Origin of the sequence: Streptomyces sp. NPDC026659 (assembly GCF_040638245.1) — a bacterium.
Lineage (GTDB): Bacteria > Actinomycetota > Actinomycetes > Streptomycetales > Streptomycetaceae > Streptomyces.
Genome location: NZ_JBEZXY010000002.1, coordinates 434,527 through 451,224, shown reverse-complemented (window position 1 = coordinate 451,224; position 16,698 = coordinate 434,527). Strand labels below are relative to the sequence as shown.

Annotated in this window: 14 protein-coding genes; 5 read left to right on the top strand and 9 right to left on the bottom strand. The window is 72.8% G+C overall.

Translation table 11 applies throughout. From position 1 onward, the window contains the following. Nucleotides 1–81: 81 nt before the first annotated feature. The 3 genes from AB0E91_RS06640 to AB0E91_RS06630 all read right to left on the bottom strand — a co-directional run bounded on the left by AB0E91_RS06640 (nt 82) and on the right by AB0E91_RS06630 (nt 4,233). Nucleotides 82–1,230, bottom strand: coding sequence for a hypothetical protein (locus AB0E91_RS06640; RefSeq protein ID WP_361776201.1), 1,149 nt, complete (start codon nt 1,228–1,230; stop codon nt 82–84). Continuing rightward, nucleotides 1,227–2,894: a M48 family metallopeptidase gene (locus AB0E91_RS06635; RefSeq protein WP_361776198.1), complete on the bottom strand. Its 1,668-nt coding sequence runs from the start codon at nt 2,892–2,894 to the stop codon at nt 1,227–1,229. Before AB0E91_RS06635 ends, AB0E91_RS06640 begins: the two co-directional genes overlap by 4 nt. Before the next feature lie 223 nt (nt 2,895–3,117). Further along, nucleotides 3,118–4,233, bottom strand: coding sequence for a hypothetical protein (locus AB0E91_RS06630; protein WP_361776195.1), 1,116 nt, complete (start codon nt 4,231–4,233; stop codon nt 3,118–3,120). Nucleotides 4,234–4,412: 179 nt separating this feature from the next. On the opposite strand from AB0E91_RS06630, the gene AB0E91_RS06625 reads away from it, so the two are divergent. Beyond that, entirely contained in the window at nt 4,413–5,570 is a 1,158-nt protein-coding gene (locus tag AB0E91_RS06625; RefSeq protein WP_361776192.1) for a cystathionine gamma-synthase, read from the top strand. A gap of 45 nt (nt 5,571–5,615) precedes the next feature. On the opposite strand, the gene AB0E91_RS06620 is transcribed toward AB0E91_RS06625, so the two are convergent. The 3 genes from AB0E91_RS06620 to AB0E91_RS06610 all read right to left on the bottom strand — a co-directional run bounded on the left by AB0E91_RS06620 (nt 5,616) and on the right by AB0E91_RS06610 (nt 7,045). Further along, nucleotides 5,616–5,864: a hypothetical protein gene (locus AB0E91_RS06620; protein WP_361776190.1), complete on the bottom strand. Its 249-nt coding sequence runs from the start codon at nt 5,862–5,864 to the stop codon at nt 5,616–5,618. After that, the gene (locus tag AB0E91_RS06615; RefSeq protein ID WP_361776187.1) at nt 5,861–6,376 is read right to left on the bottom strand and encodes a sigma factor-like helix-turn-helix DNA-binding protein; all 516 of its coding nucleotides are present in this window, start codon (nt 6,374–6,376) and stop codon (nt 5,861–5,863) included. Before AB0E91_RS06615 ends, AB0E91_RS06620 begins: the two co-directional genes overlap by 4 nt. Nucleotides 6,377–6,550: 174 nt before the next feature. Continuing rightward, on the bottom strand, nt 6,551–7,045 hold the full coding sequence (locus AB0E91_RS06610) for a MarR family transcriptional regulator (protein WP_361777321.1): 495 nt from the start codon (nt 7,043–7,045) through the stop codon (nt 6,551–6,553). Between the two features lie 162 nt (nt 7,046–7,207). Between AB0E91_RS06610 and ilvA the strand changes: the two genes are divergently transcribed. Further along, entirely contained in the window at nt 7,208–8,437 is a 1,230-nt protein-coding gene (gene ilvA, locus AB0E91_RS06605) for a threonine ammonia-lyase (RefSeq protein ID WP_361776184.1), read from the top strand. A 189-nt stretch (nt 8,438–8,626) separates the two neighbouring features. Next, nucleotides 8,627–10,930 carry an N-acetylmuramoyl-L-alanine amidase gene (locus tag AB0E91_RS06600; protein WP_361776181.1) on the top strand — a complete coding sequence of 768 codons (2,304 nt, stop codon included), beginning with the start codon at nt 8,627–8,629 and terminating at the stop codon, nt 10,928–10,930. A gap of 78 nt (nt 10,931–11,008) precedes the next feature. Here AB0E91_RS06600 and greA read toward each other — a convergent pair whose 3' ends face one another. Further along, nucleotides 11,009–11,509 carry a transcription elongation factor GreA gene (greA, locus tag AB0E91_RS06595; RefSeq protein WP_361776178.1) on the bottom strand — a complete coding sequence of 167 codons (501 nt, stop codon included), beginning with the start codon at nt 11,507–11,509 and terminating at the stop codon, nt 11,009–11,011. Between the two features lie 207 nt (nt 11,510–11,716). Further along, nucleotides 11,717–12,115 (bottom strand): DUF4307 domain-containing protein, encoded by a 399-nt coding sequence (locus AB0E91_RS06590; protein ID WP_361776175.1) that lies wholly within the window; start codon nt 12,113–12,115, stop codon nt 11,717–11,719. Between the two features lie 156 nt (nt 12,116–12,271). Here AB0E91_RS06590 and mca point away from each other — a divergent pair, with 156 nt between their 5' ends. Together mca and AB0E91_RS06580 are read left to right on the top strand one after the other, a co-directional pair. Then, nucleotides 12,272–13,153 (top strand): mycothiol conjugate amidase Mca, encoded by an 882-nt coding sequence (mca, locus tag AB0E91_RS06585; RefSeq protein ID WP_361776172.1) that lies wholly within the window; start codon nt 12,272–12,274, stop codon nt 13,151–13,153. Then, a complete protein-coding gene (locus tag AB0E91_RS06580; protein ID WP_361776169.1) occupies nt 13,146–13,397 on the top strand; it encodes a hypothetical protein in 252 nt (83 codons plus the stop codon). The genes mca and AB0E91_RS06580 overlap by 8 nt, the downstream gene beginning before the upstream one ends. Here the strand turns inward: AB0E91_RS06580 and AB0E91_RS06575 are convergent. Continuing rightward, the gene (locus AB0E91_RS06575) at nt 13,394–16,600 is read right to left on the bottom strand and encodes a tetratricopeptide repeat protein (protein ID WP_361776166.1); all 3,207 of its coding nucleotides are present in this window, start codon (nt 16,598–16,600) and stop codon (nt 13,394–13,396) included. The two genes, AB0E91_RS06580 and AB0E91_RS06575, sit on opposite strands and share 4 nt — an antisense overlap. Nucleotides 16,601–16,698 lie beyond the last annotated feature (98 nt).

Genomic DNA, 16,698 nt, shown 5'->3' with positions numbered 1-16,698 from the left:
TCTCCCTGTGGGTGGTTCGGGGGTGGTTCATGGGCCACCGGTTAGTGCAACGGCCCGGGCCTCCCCCGCATTCCGGCCCCGTCACGCCTGCGCCGCCACCTCTGCCGCCACTTCCTCCGCCGCCTTCGCCGTCGCGTTCCGGAAGGCGCAGTACTCCGCCGCCGGGTTGACCCGGTAGCGCCACGGGAGTGCCTCCACGTACCCGTCCACCAGGCGGAACTGCTCCAGCGCCTCCTTGTTACGGCCCTGGAGGCGGAGGAAGTACGCGAGCAGGTGGCGTACCTCCGGCAGGCGGGGGTGGGCCGGGTCGGCGGCCGTGACGTCCGCGAGGACCGTGTTCACGCGGGCGATCATCTCCGGGGTGTTCTCGGCCGCCGTGTCGTCCGACTCGTCGTGTTCCAGGTGGGCGATCAGCGGCAGGACCGTCAGCAGGCTTCCCGCCGGGGCACCGGCCGCCGCCCGCTCGGCGAAGCTCGTCGCCAGGCGCTCGGAGCCGCGCCACTTGGCGCACCAGTACTGGAGGGCCGAGAAGTGCGCCTCGTAGTGGTGCGGCGCGAGCTCGGTGAGCTTGGCCCACAGGGTGTCCATCTCGGCGTTCGGACGGCCGAGGCCGAGGGCGATCCAGATCTCCTTGACGTACGGGGTCGGGTCGTCCGGGTTCAGCGCGGCCGCGCGTGCCACGTCCTCGGGGGCAGCACCCTCAAGCGTCCGGCGGAAGCCCTCGAACTGCTCGTGCGTGGTGTACTCGGCCCGCTTCGCACCCCGCAGCTTCCAGGCCAGGGTCACCGTGGAGCTCGCCCGGACCACCGCCGCGTCCGGGTCGTCGGGACGCGCGTCCTCCCAGCTCAGCAGCCACTCGTCGGCCTCGGCCGCCTTGTCCCCGAGCAGCGCCGTGAACGCCGAGCGCCGCTCCCAGTCCCGGCCGATGCCGTGCATGACCTGCGCGGCCTGCTGCCACTCGCCACGGCCGACCGAGGCGAGCGCGGCGGCCCACTCGGCGGGCAGCGGGGCGGCGAGTTCGGTGTTCTGCCGCTCCAGGGGCAGCAGCCCGAGCCGCTCGGCCACCGCTGCCGCCTCGGCGGCCTCGTCATCGATGCGCGAGGACTCCTCCGCGGACTCGTATTCGGCCTTCGCGGAGAAGAACTCCTTCAGGAACACCCAGCCCAGCCACGCGACGAAGAGCACGAAGGGGGTGGCCAGGGCGGCCAGTATCCAGAGCAGGACGGTCATGGGGCGACGGGTCCGTTCACGTTCGAAGAGCCGGTTGTCAGGGGTACCGCCGCCCGTTCCAGCAGCGCGCGCAGCGGCGCCGTGTCCGGGCGGTCCGCGACCGCGGCCGACACCGCCGCGTCCAGCACGGCGGCCGGGTCCGCGTCCGTGTCCGCCGTCAGCGAGGGCAGCCGTACGGCAGCGGGGCGCGACCAGGAGAACTCCCACCGCAGCAGCGACCGCGCGCTGAGGTCGGCCAGCACCATCGTCCGCAGCGACCGCGTCAGCGCGGGCCGGGCGAACTCGCGGAACGCCCGCCCCTTCGCCGCCGACGCCTGCTCGGACAGGGGCAGCCGCTCGGCCACCTGCCACAGCCGCCCGTCGTCCATGACCCCGAGCAGCGCCTCCAGCGTCGGCGGCTGCCCGGTGTAGTCACCGAGCGCCTGTTCCAACGGCGTCCGCCCCGACGACAGCCCCTTGGCCATCGCCGCCTCCAGCAGCGCGGTCCAGTCCGCCGCGCGCGGCAGCGCCAGCGCCGATTCCGTCAGGGCCGCGTCCTCCAGCAGGGCCAGCGTGTGCGCCGGGTTGGTCAGCAGGGCGAGCGCCGGGCCGCCCGCGTCCGCCGTGCGACCGTCGGCGGGCAGTTCCTCGATCCGGCGTACGCGCTCCGCGAGGGGCGGGTGGGAGTCGTACGGCGACTCTTCCTCGATCGGCAACTCGGCGCGCATGGCGGTGAGTTGCTCCTCGCGAGCCGCGAGAAGGTGACCGAAGCCGCGGAAGAACTCGCCGCGTGGCGGCATCGAACCGGCCGACAGACCGATGGTGGCGTAGCAGTCGAGGTAGAACTCGAAGCGGTCGCTGAGGACCGCCAGCTCACGCAGCGCCGAGGCGGTCGCGTCGCGCCCGGCGAGGCGTACGGCCGTACGGTCCGCCGCGTACTCCTGGGCGCGGGCCGTGGACAGCGAGGCGCGCAGATAGAAGTTGCCGTACCGCGTGTAGAGCCAGGCCATCGCGCGGTACGTCGCCCCGGCACGCGCGGTGTCGATCGCGTGGGGCTTCTTGCCCTTGGCGATCCGCTTGGCCGCGGCCTCCTCCTGGCGGGCGCGTTCCTCGGTCACCTTGTCGCGCGCGCTCTCGTGGAACCGCTCGATGACCCGGCCGATCTGCACCCGGCCGCGCACCACGAGCGCCGACAGCCGGGTGTCGCCGCCGGTGAAGTGGCCGTACTCGTGGCCGAGCACCGCCCGTAGCTGCGCCTCGCTCAGCCCGGTCAGCAGCGGGACACCGAGGGTCAGCCGGCGCGGTCCCGGGAGCAGGCCGAGCAGGCGCGGCTCCTCGCGCACCGAGGCGTTGACGTCGGGGGTGAGCAGGATGCGGTCGGGTGCCCGGGTGCCCGCCTCGGCGGCCAGCTCGCGCACCAGCGCCCACAGCCGGGGCTCGTCGGCCTCGGTGACCTCGATGCCGGGCGGGTCCTCGCCCTTGGGGATGCGCAGCATGAACAGGCCGCGTACGACAGGTACGGCGAGGACGATCGAGAGGCCGACCAGCTTGAACGCGGCGTAGCCGTGCACATACTCCAGCAGGGAGATGTCCAGGCCGGCCAGCGCCGCGAGCACGAGGAGGCTCAGCAGGTAGAAGCCGAGGAGCAGGACGAGGGCACGCAGCGCGCGCAGGGTGGCGAACATCGGGCAGAGATCCCCCCACAGGGCCCGGGGAAGCGGGAAACCGAGAGATACGCGGACATGGCGGTGCCGGGTGAACGGCGCCGCCGGTGAGTGTGGGGGGACTCGGAGCGGCCCACGGCAAAGCGAGCGCAAAGGCCGAGGCAAGCGGAGTATGCCTTAACGCAGGTCAGCGCGGCAATCTTGATTCCGGGTCAGGTCAGCCCAGGGTTGACCCGAGGTGGTGTCAGCCCGGCAGGTTCGCCGGGCTTCCCCCGTTGGCCTCGAACCCCGCGACCGCCACCGCGCGGTACAGCGCGAACTCCGCCGCCGGGTCGGCCGACAGGGTCCACGGCAGCGCTCCGACGTGGCCGTCCACGTGCACCAGCTGGTCCATGGCCTCCGCCCAGCGCTCGGCGCGCACCAGGAAGAAGGTCAGCAGATGCCGGACGTGCGCCCGCACCGGGTCGTCCGCGCGGGCGGAGGACACCGCGTGCAGTGCGCCGTGCATCGCCTTGGTGACGACCTCGCTCTGGTAGAAACCCGCGACCAGGTTGACCTCGGGCAGATGCTCGAAGACCGCGAAGAGCGGCAGCGCGGACAGCAGCGAGCCCTGGGGCGCGCGGGCCGCGGCGGCCTCGGCGAAGTCGTACGCCGCCTCGCGCGAGCCGTGCCACTTCTCGCACCAGTGGTGCAGCGCGGCCAGATGCGCGCCCATGTGATGCGGGGCGCGGTCCAGGATCTTCAGCCAGAGCTGGTCGAACTCCTCGCGCGAGTAGCCGAGGCCGCGCGCGACGGACAGCTCGACGATGTACGGCACCGGGTCGCCGGGGGCCAGCAGCGCCGCCTGGGCGCAGGCGTCCCGGGCCTCCTCCATGATGATCCGGAAGTCGTCCGTGCCCGGCACCGACGTACGCCACGCCTGCTGCACCAGGAACTCCGCGTGCACCGCCGCGCCGCCCGCGTCCTTCGGCTGCTCGGTCCGCCACACCCTGAGCCACTGGCCGCCCGGCGTCTCGTGCACCCCGCCGGGCCGTTGCTGCAGCTCCAGCGCGGCCGCGCCCGCGAACGCCTGCACCCGCTGCCAGCGCGTCTCGCTCCCGGCCTCGGTGCCCGTCAGCAGCTGGGCCGCCGCGCGGTAGTCACCCGTGCGCTGCACCAGGTCGAGGACCTCCAGCAGGTCCTCGTCGGGGCCCGGCATCCGCACGTCCAGCTCCTCCTGGCGCACGAAGCCGTAGCGCGCCGGGTCGGCGGCGTCCGGGTGCCCGGGGTGCACCTGCTCGAGCCCGCGCCTGCGCCGCCGGAACGGGAGCAGCACGAAGCACAGCATGAGCAGCGCCATCAGCAGCCAGAGAATCGCCATGCCACAAGCGAACCAGACGAGCCCGACACTTGGCCAACCCCCCTCGGCCCGCCTGTGGAAAACTCCGCACGCGACCGCCGCCGAAACCCCGCAAGCGACCGCCGCCGAAAACTTCCCGCAACAGGGCACGGCCCCTCGCGTCCGGCATCACCCCCGCGAGCGCATTACGCTCGGTACACATGAGCGACAGGCACATCAGCGAGCACTTCGAGACTCTGGCGATCCACGCGGGCAACACCGCCGATCCCCTCACCGGCGCGGTCGTCCCGCCCATCTACCAGGTCTCGACCTACAAGCAGGACGGCGTCGGCGGGCTGCGCGGCGGTTACGAGTACAGCCGCAGCGCCAACCCGACCAGGACGGCACTGGAGGAGAACCTCGCCGCGCTGGAGGGCGGCCGGCGCGCCTTCGCGTTCGCCTCCGGCCTCGCGGCCGAGGACACGCTGCTGCGCACGCTGCTCGCCCCCGGTGACCACGTGGTGATCCCGAACGACGCCTACGGCGGCACCTTCCGGCTGTTCGCCAAGGTCGCCACCCGCTGGGGCGTGGAGTGGTCCGTCGCCGACACCAGCGACCCGGCCGCCGTGCGCGCCGCGATGACCCCGAAGACCAAGGCCGTCTGGGTGGAGACCCCCTCCAACCCGCTGCTCGGCATCACCGACATCGCCGCCGTCGCGCAGGTCGCGCACGCCGCCGGGGCCAAGCTGGTCGTCGACAACACCTTCGCCACGCCGTACCTCCAGCAGCCGCTGTCGCTGGGCGCGGACGTCGTCGTGCACTCGCTGACCAAGTACATGGGCGGTCACTCGGACGTGGTCGGCGGTGCGCTGATCGTCGCCGACGAGGGCCTGGGCGAGGAGATCGGCTTCCACCAGAACGCGATGGGCGCCGTCGCCGGTCCCTTCGACTCCTGGCTGGTGCTGCGCGGCACCAAGACCCTCGCCGTGCGCATGGACCGCCACAGCGAGAACGCCACGAAGATCGCCGACATGCTCTCCCGGCACCCGCGCGTGACCAGCGTGCTCTACCCGGGCCTGCCCGAGCACCCCGGCCACGAGGTCGCCGCCAAGCAGATGCGCGCGTTCGGCGGCATGATCTCCTTCCGCGTCGAGGGCGGCGAGGAGGCGGCGGTCGAGGTCTGCAACCGCACCAAGATCTTCACCCTCGGCGAGTCCCTCGGCGGTGTCGAGTCGCTGATCGAGCACCCGGGCCGGATGACCCACGCCTCGGCCGCCGGTTCGCCCCTGGAGGTCCCGGCCGACCTGGTGCGCCTGTCCGTCGGCATCGAGAACGCGGACGACCTGGTGGAGGACCTGAAGCAGGCCCTCGGCAAGTAAGCAGGCCCTCGGCAAGTAGGCGGGGCCCGACAAGGGCACCCCGGCTCACCAGCCCCGCACGGGTGGAGTCGTCCGCGACGGCGGCTCCACCCACGGCTGTGTCCGCGCCGCCCACACCACGAACGCCACCGCCGCCGCGCACAGCAGCAGCCCCAGCGCCCGGCGCGCCAGCCGCCCGCGCCGCAGCGCCCGCGCACCCCGCCCCAGCGCGTCGGCGTACAGCCCCGGCGGCACGACGACCGGCACGCGCTCCATGAGCCGTCGTACGGCGGCCTTCCGCTCGGCCCGGCTCACGAGGGCCGCCCCGCGCCCCGAGCCCAGGACGGCGCCCGGCGCACCACCTCGCGCCCCGGGGCCGGAGGCGGCGGACGCAGCACGCGGACCGTCGCGCGCTCGCAGATCCTGTACACCCGCTCGGCGGGCAGCCCCAGCAGCGCCGCCGTCTGCTCCTCTCCGACCTCCTCGTACCGTCGCAGCACCAGCACCAGTCGCTCCTGCGGGGTGAGGGCGGCCAGCGGACCCTCCGGGCGGACGAGGGGCGGGCGGCGGTACCAGTTCCCGCGCGCGAAGCGCACCGCGAGATGCGCGCGCGTCCGCTCGTAGGGGTCCTCGCCGGGCGGCCGGTCCCAGTGGGCGTAGGCGTGGGCGAGGGCCAGCGTCAGCAGGCGCCGCGCGCGGGGGTTGGCGTCCGGCGGCTCGGCGGTGAGCAGGGTCGCCACGCGCAGCAGCCGTACCCCGGTGCCCGTGGTGAACGCCGTGAACTCGCCGTCCCGGCGGGCGTTCCGCGCCGGCTGCCGACCGCGCACCGCGCCTCCCCCCTGACCGGTCCGGTACGAAGCCCGGTCCGGCCCGCCGTCATGGGCCCGCTCTCATCCGATGCCCGGTACGGCCCGGGGTCAAGAGCCGCGACGGCGACGGATCGGGGCTCCCGCACTCGACGGATCGGGACTCCCGCGCTCGACGGATCGGGACTCCCGCGCTCAGGAGACGGCGGGCGGCTGCGCCGGAGGCATCATGCGGGCGGAGAGCGCGGTGTTGAAGCGCGTGAGCAGTGCGCAGAACTCCTCGCGCTCCACCGCCGTCCAGTCCCGGGTCAGCTCGGCCATCAGCTGCCGCCGCGAGGTGCGTACCTCGGCGAGCCGGTTGGTGCCGCGCGGGGACAGCTGGAGCACCACCGCGCGCCCGTCCTCGGGGTGCGAGGTCCGCTTGACGAGCCCCGACTCCACCAGCGGGGCCACCTGCCGGGTCACCGTCGAGGAGTCGATGCCCATGCTCGCGGCGAGCGCCTTGACCCCCATGGGGCCCTCGTTGTCGAGGCGGTTGAGCAGCAGATACGCGGCACGGTCCATGGAGTTGCGGACCTGGCCGACCCCACCGAGCCGGGTCTGTTCGGCGCGCCGGGCGAAGACCGCCACCTCGTGCTGGAGCGTGTCGAGGAGGCCGGTGTCACCGACGGTCGTCATGTCCATCGACATATCAGGTGTTGTGGGCATGGCCGGAGGCTCGCTTCATGAAGGGCTGGCTGGGTTGGGGGACAGGGTACGCGGCCCGGCCCCGGCCCGTACGGGCCCTGGGGAAACCGGTCTTCGGGGCGGGCCGTGCCCTCGTGTGCGGGTGTGAACTGCGAGACTGGAGGCATGAGCTACGGCACGGCCGGCTCCTTGCGCTCCGTCACCCTCGACGACGTGCGCGGAGCCCAGAAAATGCTCTCGGGCGTGGCCCGCGTGACCGCCATGGAGGGCAGCCGTCATCTGTCCCGCCAGGTCGGCGCCCCGGTCCACCTCAAGTGCGAGAACCTCCAGCGCACCGGCTCGTTCAAACTGCGCGGCGCCTACGTCCGCATCGCCGGGCTCCTCCCCGAGGAACGCGCCGCCGGAGTGGTCGCCGCGAGCGCGGGCAACCACGCCCAGGGCGTCGCGCTGGCCTCCTCGCTGCTCGGCGTGCACTCCACGGTGTTCATGCCGAAGGGCGCCCCGCTGCCCAAGATCAGCGCCACCCGGGAGTACGGCGCGGAGGTGCGCCTGCACGGCCAGGTCGTGGACGAGACGCTGGCCGCCGCGCAGGAGTACGCGGCCGCGACCGGCGCGGTGTTCATCCACCCCTTCGACCACCCGGACATCATCGCCGGACAGGGCACGGTCGGCCTGGAGATCCTGGAGCAGTGCCCCGAGGTGGGCGCGATCGTGGTCGGCATGGGCGGCGGGGGACTCGCGGCCGGGATCGCGGTCGCGGTGAAGTCGGTGCGTCCCGACGTGCGGATCATCGGCGTGCAGGCGGAGGGCGCGGCGGCCTATCCGCCCTCGCTGACCGCCGGGCGCCCGGTGACCGTGCCGCACCCGGCCACCATGGCCGACGGCATCAAGGTGGGCACACCCGGCGAAGTGCCGTTCGAGATCGTGCGCGACCTGGTCGACGAGGTGCGCACGGTCGGCGAGGACCAGCTCTCCGCCGCACTGCTGCTGTGTCTGGAGCGGGCCAAGCTGGTCGTGGAACCGGCCGGGGCCAGCCCGGTCGCCGCGCTGCTCGGCGACCCCGGCGGCTTCCCGGGACCGGTCGTCGCGGTGCTCTCCGGCGGCAACGTCGACCCGGTGCTGATGCAGCGCGTGCTGCGGCACGGCATGGCCGCGCAGGGCCGCTACCTCGCGGTCCGGCTCCGCCTCACCGACCGCCCCGGCGCGCTGGCCACCCTGCTCGCCGTCCTGTCCGAGGCCGACGCCAACGTGCTCGACGTGAGCCACATCCGCACCGACCCCCGGCTCGGCCTCAGCGAGGCGGAGGTGGAGCTGCACCTGGAGACCAAGGGGCCGGAGCACTGCGCCGAAGTCGCCCGTGTCCTGCGGGAGTCGGGGTACGTGATCCTCGACTGACGCGGTACGGACCCGGATTCACCCCACGAACGAAGAGCCGTGCCGCGAAGCGCCGTACAACCCTGAGTGGCATACGCGTGTCGGATACATCGATGATCGCCTTTACATTTCTTTCACCACTCCCTCGCAGGGGTGGGGAGAGCATGTGGGCTCCTGTGTCGATGATCGAGGGAAGGCATCCGAAGCGGTATGAGACGTCGTTGGTGGGGGACGGGCGCGGTCGTCGCGGCGGCTGTGTGCGGGACGTTGGTCGTGCAGGGGGTGGGCGGGACCTCCGGGGACGACGCGAAGGGCGGTGACGCCGGGCCCGTACGCGGTCATGTGCGGTCGGCCGGGCTGAAGCTGAGCGGGGACGGGAAGGCCGCGACGCTCGTCCAGCGGGGCGCCGAGCCGTTCAGCATGCTCGGGGTCAGCTGGCAGAAACCTTCCGCCAGGCTGGTCGGCAAGGTGGAGGTACGGTCCCGGTCCGTACGGTCCGGGACGTGGTCGTCCTGGATGCCCGTCGACAGTGACAGCGGCGCCGGACCGCAGAGCGCCGCGCGCGGCGGTACCGAGCCCGCGTGGGTCGGGCTCTCCGACGCCGCCGAGGTACGGGTCGAGGGCAGGGGCGTCTCGAAGCTGCCCGCGGGGCTCCGCCTCGACATGATCTCGACCGGTGGTGACAGGACGGGCGCGGACGGCGGTGACGCCGAGCCCGCCGCCTATGTCGCGGACGGCCCCGACGACACGGCCGACCCCGTCGTCTCCGACCCGCCGCCGCTGGCGTCCGACGAGCCGACCGACACCGCCACGGAACCCGCGCCGCCCGAGGCGAGCACCGCCGAGCCCTCGCCCACGGACTCCGAGTCCGCGCCGGAGGAGCCGTCGCAGTCGCCTGCCGACCCGCCCCCGGCCACCGAGAGTGCCGCTCCCAGCGAGACGGCGACCGAGTCGCCCTCTCCCTCGGCGCCCGTGCCCACCGCCCCGTCCTCCACGGTCCCCCGGCCGGCGATCGTCCCCCGCTCGGGCTGGAACGCGGACGAATCGATCAGCCCGGAGGCGCCCGCCTACATCGACGGGAAGATCAAGGCGGTGGTCGTCCACCACACCGCCTCGACCAACGACTACACCTGCGCCGAGGCGCCCTCGATCATCAACGCGATCTACACGTACGACGTGACGGGCCTGGGCTGGAAGGACCTCGGCTACAACTTCGTCGTCGACAAGTGCGGGACGATCTACGAGGGCCGTAAGGGCGGGGTCGACCTCCCGGTCGTCGGCGCGCACGCGTACGGCTTCAACTCGCAGACCACCGGCATCGCCGTCCTCGGCACCTATGTCGACGCCGCGCCCCCGACGGTCGCGCTGACCTCGGTCGCCCGTCTCGCCGCGTGGAAGCTGGGCCAGTACGGCGTCCAGCCGGACGCGACCGTCACCCTCACCACCGCCCTTCCCGGCCAGAACCTCGCGGGCCGGACCTGGGGCCCGGGCGAGGAGATGACCCTCCCCGCGATCCACGGCCACCGCGACGGCTACAACACCCTGTGCCCCGGTGACGCCTTCTACGCCGCCCTCGGCACCGTCCGCGCCCTGGCCGCCGGCCCTGTCACCGGCCTGCAGCTGCGCACGGTCACCGGCACGGCCACGGTCGGCACGACGCCGTACACCAACGGCCCGGTCACGGTGACCTGGTCCGCGACCACTCCGGCGGCGCTCGTCTCGTCGTACGAGGTCCTCGTCGACGGCAAGAAGGCCGCCACGGCCACGGGCAGCGCGACCTCCGCCAAGCTGACCCTCGCCTCGGGCACTCACCAGGTGCAGGTCAGGGCCGTCCACCAGTCCGGCCGCATCGCCACGAGCACCGCGCGGACCGTGGTCGTCGACACCACCGCGCCCGTCTTCACCACCAAGCCGAACCTGGCCCTGCGGACCGGCACGGTCAACACCACCGCCGTCCCGCTGACCCTCGGCTGGAAGGCCGCCGACAGCGTCTCCCTGAAGGAGACCCGGCTCACCGCCCCGCTGGCGAAGACCTACGGTCCGACGGTGACCAGCGCGGCGCACACCGCCAAGTCCGGCGCCGCCACGACCTGGGCGCTGCGGGCGTACGACGCCGTCGGCAACTCCGCCGCCGCCTCGGTCGCGGGGACCCCGGTGATCCTCCAGGAGACCTCGGCCACCCGGACCGGCACCTGGACCACCAAGTCCTCCACCAGCTACCTCGGCGGTCGCTCCCTGGCCGCGGGCGCCAAGAACGCCTCCCTGACCTGGACGTTCACCGGCCGCTCCGTCGCCTGGGTGGTCTCCCGGGCCACGGCCTCCGGCCAGGCGGACATCTACGTGGACGGCAAGTGGGTCACCACCGCCGACCTCAGGTCCACGGCCACGGCCTACCGCAACGCCCTCTGGACCAGGACCTGGCCCACCGCCGCGAAGCACACCCTCAGGATCGTCGTGAAGGCCACGGCCGGCCGTCCCACCGTCACCACGGACGGAATCGTCTACCTCAAGTAGACCGCTCCCGACTCCGGGACACGACGGAGCCCCCGGCGCCTGATGGCACCGGGGGCTCCGTCATGTCGACGGCCGGGGTCAGCTCGAGTACGGCACGGCCTTCAGGATCTTCACCGAGGCCTTCTTGCCGTTCGGCAGCTCGTACTCCGCGTTCTCGCCGACCTTGTGGCCGATGACACCGGAGCCCAGCGGGGACTGCGGCGAGTAGGTCTCGATCTCGGAGCTGGCGTACTCGCGCGAGGCGAGCAGGAACGCCAGCGTGTCGTCCTCATCGCCGTCGAAGGCGATCGTGACGACCATGCCCGGCGCGACGGTACCGTCGGTGGAGGCGGGGGCCTCGCCCACCTGGGCCTTCTCCAGGAGCTGGGTCAGCTGACGCACGCGCAGCTCCTGCTTGCCCTGTTCCTCCTTGGCCGCGTGGTACCCGCCGTTCTCGCGCAGGTCGCCCTCCTCACGCGCCGCCGCGATCTTGGCCGCGATCTCCGTGCGCGCAGGACCAGTAAGGTACTCAAGCTCGCTCCTGAGCTTGTTGTACGCCTCCTGGGTCAGCCAGGTGACGTTCTCGCTGGTCTGGGTCACAGGGTGCTCCTCGTCGGTACTGGGAATACAAAGCATCGCCCTACCCAGAAGAATGTTCCCCGTTGGATGGGCGAAACCACGAGCCTAACAATTCAGGGGCGAAAGGGGGAGGACATAAGCCACCAGAATCGCGTCGTCCCAGCTCAGCCCGTACTCATTCCGGGTGAAGGGGGGATGGGGGGAGCAGAAGGGGCAGCGGGGCCCGGATCAGCGGGTGTGGCAGCCCAGCAGCTCGGCCGTCGTACCCCTCGCCGTCGTACGCAGCGTGACGACCTTGTCCACGCGCGTGGCCGCACCCGTGAAGGGGAAGTCCGCCCGGCCCACCTCGGCGCCGTCCGCGGACTGGGAGCGCAGGGTGCAGTAGCCGTCGACGCCGGAGTCCTTGTGGACCTCGAGATGCACCTTGACCGTGTCGCCCTCGGCCTGGAAGGTGATCACCTGGGCGCTGATCTCGTTCTTGGCGACGTAGTAGTACGCGAACCAGCCGACCAGCGCGAGCACCAGCGCGCCGAGGACCCAGCCGGCGATCTTGAGCGTGCGGTCGGTGCGCTCGTCCGAGGAGCGGCCGTAGCGGCCCTGGGGGAGCTCCGCGCTCGCCGTACCCATGATCGTCCTCTCCGCGGAATTATTCGCCCCCCGATTCGGTCACTATAGAAGCCGCCCGCATGCCCGCCGACCGCCGCCCCTGGACGACGTCCCGCCGGGACGGCACCTGTTGACAGCCCCCATGACGCGGGGCGCCGACTTAACAAGGAACGAGTCTTGACTGACCAGCTGCGACTGATGGCCGTCCACGCGCACCCCGACGACGAGTCGAGCAAGGGCGCGGCCACCATGGCGAAGTACGTGTCCGAGGGGGTGGACGTGCTGGTGGTGACCTGCACCGGTGGAGAGCGCGGCTCCATCCTCAACCCCAAGCTCCAGGGTGACGCCTACATCGAGGAGCACATCCACGAGGTCCGCAAGAAGGAGATGGACGAGGCCCGCGAGATCCTCGGCGTCGGCCAGGAGTGGCTGGGCTTCGTCGACTCCGGCCTGCCCGAGGGCGACCCGCTGCCCCCGCTGCCGGAGGGCTGCTTCGCCCTGGAGGACGTCGACAAGGCGGCCGGCGAGCTGGTGCGCAAGATCCGTGCCTTCCGTCCGCAGGTGATCACCACCTACGACGAGAACGGCGGCTACCCGCACCCCGACCACATCATGACCCACAAGATCACGATGGTGGCGTTCGAGGGCGCGGCGGACACCGAGAAGTACCCCGAGTCCGAGTTCGGTCCGGCCTGGCAGCCGCTGAAGCTCTACTACAACCAGGGCTTCAACCGCCCCCGCACCGAGGCCCTGCACCAGGCGATGCTGGACCGCGGCCTGGAGTCGCCGTACGGGGACTGGCTCAAGCGCTGGAACGAGTTCGAGCGGGTCGAGCGCACGCTGACCACGCATGTTCCGTGCGCGGACTTCTTCGAGGTGCGCGACAAGGCGCTGATCGCCCACGCCACGCAGATCGACCCCGACGGCGGCTGGTTCAAGGTCCCGATGGAGCTCCAGAAGGAGGTCTGGCCGACGGAGGAGTACGAGCTCGCGAAGTCGCTCGTGGACACCTCCCTCCCCGAGGACGACCTCTTCGCGGGCATCCGCGACAATGCCTGACATGAGTGCAAGCGTGAGCCTGGCAGTGGCGCATCTCGTCCCCCTCGCCAAGGAGGTCGACGAGAACAAGGTCACCCCCGGTGTCCTCGGTTTCATCGTGTTCGCGGTGATGGCCCTGGCGGTGTGGGGCCTGATGAAGTCGATGAGCAAGCACATGCGCAGGGTCGACTTCAAGGAGGCCCCCGAGCCGGAGGAGTCCGGCACGGGCGGCACCGCCGCCCGGACCGAACCGCAGCAGGGCTAACCCTTCTCCGGCACCGTCACCCCCATCACCTCCCGGGCGTGGCGGTCCGGGGTCATGCGCAGCGGCCACGCCTGCCAGCCCGTCTCCAGGGTGACCCCGCGCTCCAGCAGCAGGGCGTACGCCGGGGCGCACTCGGCCAGCCTGCCGTCGCGCAGCGGGTGCGCGGCGCCGATCAGCCGTGCCAGCTCCTCCTGCGCCACCGCCGTACCCACCTCCACGCCGCCCGGCGCCGCGTACGGCAGCAGTGTGCAGCGCAGGAAGCGCGCCCAGTCCTCGCCGCGCCGGTCGCCGTACGACGTGAACAGGGGCAGCGCCTCGTCGCACAGCGCCAGCGCCTGCCCCGTACGGCCGTTGCCCGCGTCCACCACCGCCAGCTCCAGGCAGGTCCACGCCTCGCCGTGTGCGAGGCCGATGCGCTGGAAGTCGGCGCGGGCGTCCATCAGCAGCTGACGGGCGAAGCCGGAGTTGCGCAGCGAGCCGGTCTGCGCGGCCCGCTGGTCCCGGGTGACCCGGGCCGAGTGGTGCCGGGCGCAGGCGAGGCCGTAGACGTCCCGCATCCGGGAGAACATCGTGCGCGAGCGCTCCAGCTCCCGCACCGCCCGGTCCAGGTCACCGGTCTCCTCCAGGGCCTGGCCGAGGTGGAAGAGGGTCCACGCCTCGCCGCGCGCGTCCTCGTTCTCCACGTGCCGGGCGGCGGCCCGGCGCAGTGCCTCGACGGCGGCCGAGGCGTCGCCGTCGAACAGCCGGACCCGGCCCAGCTGCGTCAGCGCCCACGCCTCGCCGCGCGCGTCGCGGGTCCGGCCGTAGCGCTCCAGGGCGGCCCGCAGCTCCGTCTCCGCGCGCGGTACGTCGCCGAGGCGCAGGGCGAGCTGGCCGAGCTGGTAGTGGGCCCAGGCCTCGCCGTGCAGGGAGCCGTTTGCGCGGTGCAGCACCAGGGAGCGCTCCAGCAGGTCCAGGGCCTCGGGCACGCGGGCCCGGTCGCGCTGGACGGCGCCGAGCGCGTGCATCGTCCAGGCGCGGTCCGTCGCCAGCTGCGGGGCCGCCTGGAGATCCAGGGCCTCCTGGAGCCGGGCCGCCGCCTCGGTCAGGTTGCCCTGGTGGTGCAGGGTGATGCCGAGCGAGCACAGGGCACGGGCGGCGCCCGCGTCGTGGTGGGCCTCCCGGTACAGGTCCACGACCGAGGCCAGGGTGGTGCGCGCCTTGTCCAGCTCGCCGAGCTGACGGGCCGCGATGCCGGTACGCCACTGCACCGAGCGGACGAGGAGGCCCTCGTCGACGGCCTGCGCCAGCTCGTTGATCTCGCCGAGGCGGTAGAGGTCGCCGCGCAGCAGGCAGTAGTCGCACAGGGCGCCGAGCAGGTTGAGCACGGCGCCCTGGTCGACGCCCTCCGCGCGGCGCAGCGTGGCCGTGATGAAGCTGGTCTCGTCGTCCAGCCAGCGCAGCGCCTCCTCCAGGGAGGTGAAGCCGTGCGAGCCGAAGCGGTCCGAGCGGGTCGACATGTTGCCGTCGACCAGACGCAGCACCGAGTCGGCCAGCTCCGCGTAGTTCACGATCAGCCGCTCCTGGGCCGCCGTGCGCTCCGCCGGGTCCTCCTCGTCGAGCAGCCGGGCCTGAGCGAAGGCGCGCACCAGGTCGTGCAGCCGGTAGCGGCTGCCGCGCACATGGTCGATCAGGCCCGCGCGGGTGAGCGCGGCGAGCTGCCGTCCGGCCTCCTCCTCGTCGGTGGCGAGCAGCGCGGCGGCGGCCGCCACGCCGAGCGAGGCCCGCCCGGCCAGCGCGAGACGGCGCAGCAGTCTGCGGGCGTCCTCGGACTGGTCGGCGTAGCGCAGCCACAGCGCCCGCTCCACCGGCCCGACCGGGCCGTACGCCCCCAGATCCGCGGCGAGTTGATGCGGGGTGCGGGGGCCGAGGGCGGAGCCCGCGCAGCGCAGCGCCAGCGGGAGTCCGCCGCACAACTCCCCTATTTTTTCGACGGATTCGGCGTCGTAGGGCTCCGTTCGGTCCTGCGCGGCCGCGTTCAGCAGCTCCTCGGAGGCGGCGGAGTCCAGCGCGTTCACCGACAACTGGTGCACCCAGGCGGGCAGTTCATCGGAAAGCGCCAGCGGGGCGCGGGCGGTGACCAGGACCAGACTGTCGGACCGCTCCGGCAGCAGCTCGGCCACCTGCTCCGGGTCCGAGGCGTCGTCCAGGACGATCGTCACCGGCAGGCCGGTCAGCTGCCGGTGGTACAACTCGGCCAGCCGCCTGACCTGTTGCTCGGTGGAGGCGTGCTCGCGGAACAGCAACTGCTCGCGGGGCGCACCGAGGCGGTTGAGCAGATGCAGCAGGGCGTCGCGGGTGGACAGCGGGGGCGCCTCGCGGCCGTCGCCGCGCAGGTCCACCACGACCGCGCCCCGGAAGTGGTCGCGCAGCTCGTGCGCCGCGCGCACCGCGAGCGCGCTGCGGCCCGAACCGGGCTCCCCGTGCAGCACGACCACCGTCGGCCGGGTCTCCGTGGCCGCGCGGGCCGCCTGCGCCCACTGGGCGATCCGCGCCAGCTCCTGCCGCCGTCCCGCGAACACGCCTTCCTTGTCGGGGAGTTGCCCGAACGACTGCTCAAGGACCGTACGCCGCCTGGCCGCCGCGCTCTTGTCCGCGCCGCGCAGCGAGGGGGCGCCCTTCTTCTGCTTCTGCGCGCCCTGCGCGGCGCTCAGCATCCGCTGCTGATCCAGGAAGGGCCGGATGCCGCGCACCTCCAGCGCAGTCAGCCACTGCAACCGCAACTGCTCGGGCCCGCCCGGCTGTCCGGCCGCGCCCTTGCGGTGATGCGCGGCGGGCAGATGCGCGCCGGCCACCTTCACGACGGTCGTGGCGGCCCCGGCCACCCCCACGACGACGCCCGTACCGAGCGCCGTACCCGCGCCGGTGCCGAGGGACAGATCGGCGACTGCGGCCGCGACGGCGGCAACGGACGCCACCACCAGGGGAGTTCCGGCCCCCTCCTTCGCATACCGCTGTTTGAAACTGACCCCGCCCTCCGACGCGTCCAGCGCCCGCGTGTACGCCGCGTACTCCTCCTCCGCCGCGACCGCCATCCCGTCCAGCCCGTCCCGCGCCCGCGCCAACAGTGCCTGCGCGTCGGCCCGTCCCCCCGACCGCCGCACTTCCTCCTCCACGGCCCGCACCACCAGCCGCTCCGCCTCCACCCGATGCCCGTCCCGCACGTCCCGTCCCCCTCCGGCGACAACTCCGTTGGCTACGAGTGTCCTTCGGGCGGGGTGTGAGCGCGAGGGGGCGGCGATCGGATGGTCGCCGCGGTGCG

What these genes read in the sequence shown, in the direction of transcription:
- AB0E91_RS06640 (WP_361776201.1), bottom strand. Translation starts at nt 1,230, where the DNA reads ATGACCGTCCTGCTCTGGATACTGGCCGCCCTGGCCACCCCCTTCGTG.
- AB0E91_RS06635 (WP_361776198.1), bottom strand. Translation starts at nt 2,894, where the DNA reads ATGTTCGCCACCCTGCGCGCGCTGCGTGCCCTCGTCCTGCTCCTCGGC.
- AB0E91_RS06630 (WP_361776195.1), bottom strand. Translation starts at nt 4,233, where the DNA reads ATGGCGATTCTCTGGCTGCTGATGGCGCTGCTCATGCTGTGCTTCGTG.
- AB0E91_RS06625 (WP_361776192.1), top strand. Translation starts at nt 4,413, where the DNA reads ATGAGCGACAGGCACATCAGCGAGCACTTCGAGACTCTGGCGATCCAC.
- AB0E91_RS06610 (WP_361777321.1), bottom strand. Translation starts at nt 7,045, where the DNA reads ATGTCGATGGACATGACGACCGTCGGTGACACCGGCCTCCTCGACACG.
- ilvA (WP_361776184.1), top strand. Translation starts at nt 7,208, where the DNA reads ATGAGCTACGGCACGGCCGGCTCCTTGCGCTCCGTCACCCTCGACGAC.
- AB0E91_RS06600 (WP_361776181.1), top strand. Translation starts at nt 8,627, where the DNA reads ATGAGACGTCGTTGGTGGGGGACGGGCGCGGTCGTCGCGGCGGCTGTG.
- AB0E91_RS06590 (WP_361776175.1), bottom strand. Translation starts at nt 12,115, where the DNA reads ATGGGTACGGCGAGCGCGGAGCTCCCCCAGGGCCGCTACGGCCGCTCC.
- AB0E91_RS06580 (WP_361776169.1), top strand. Translation starts at nt 13,146, where the DNA reads ATGCCTGACATGAGTGCAAGCGTGAGCCTGGCAGTGGCGCATCTCGTC.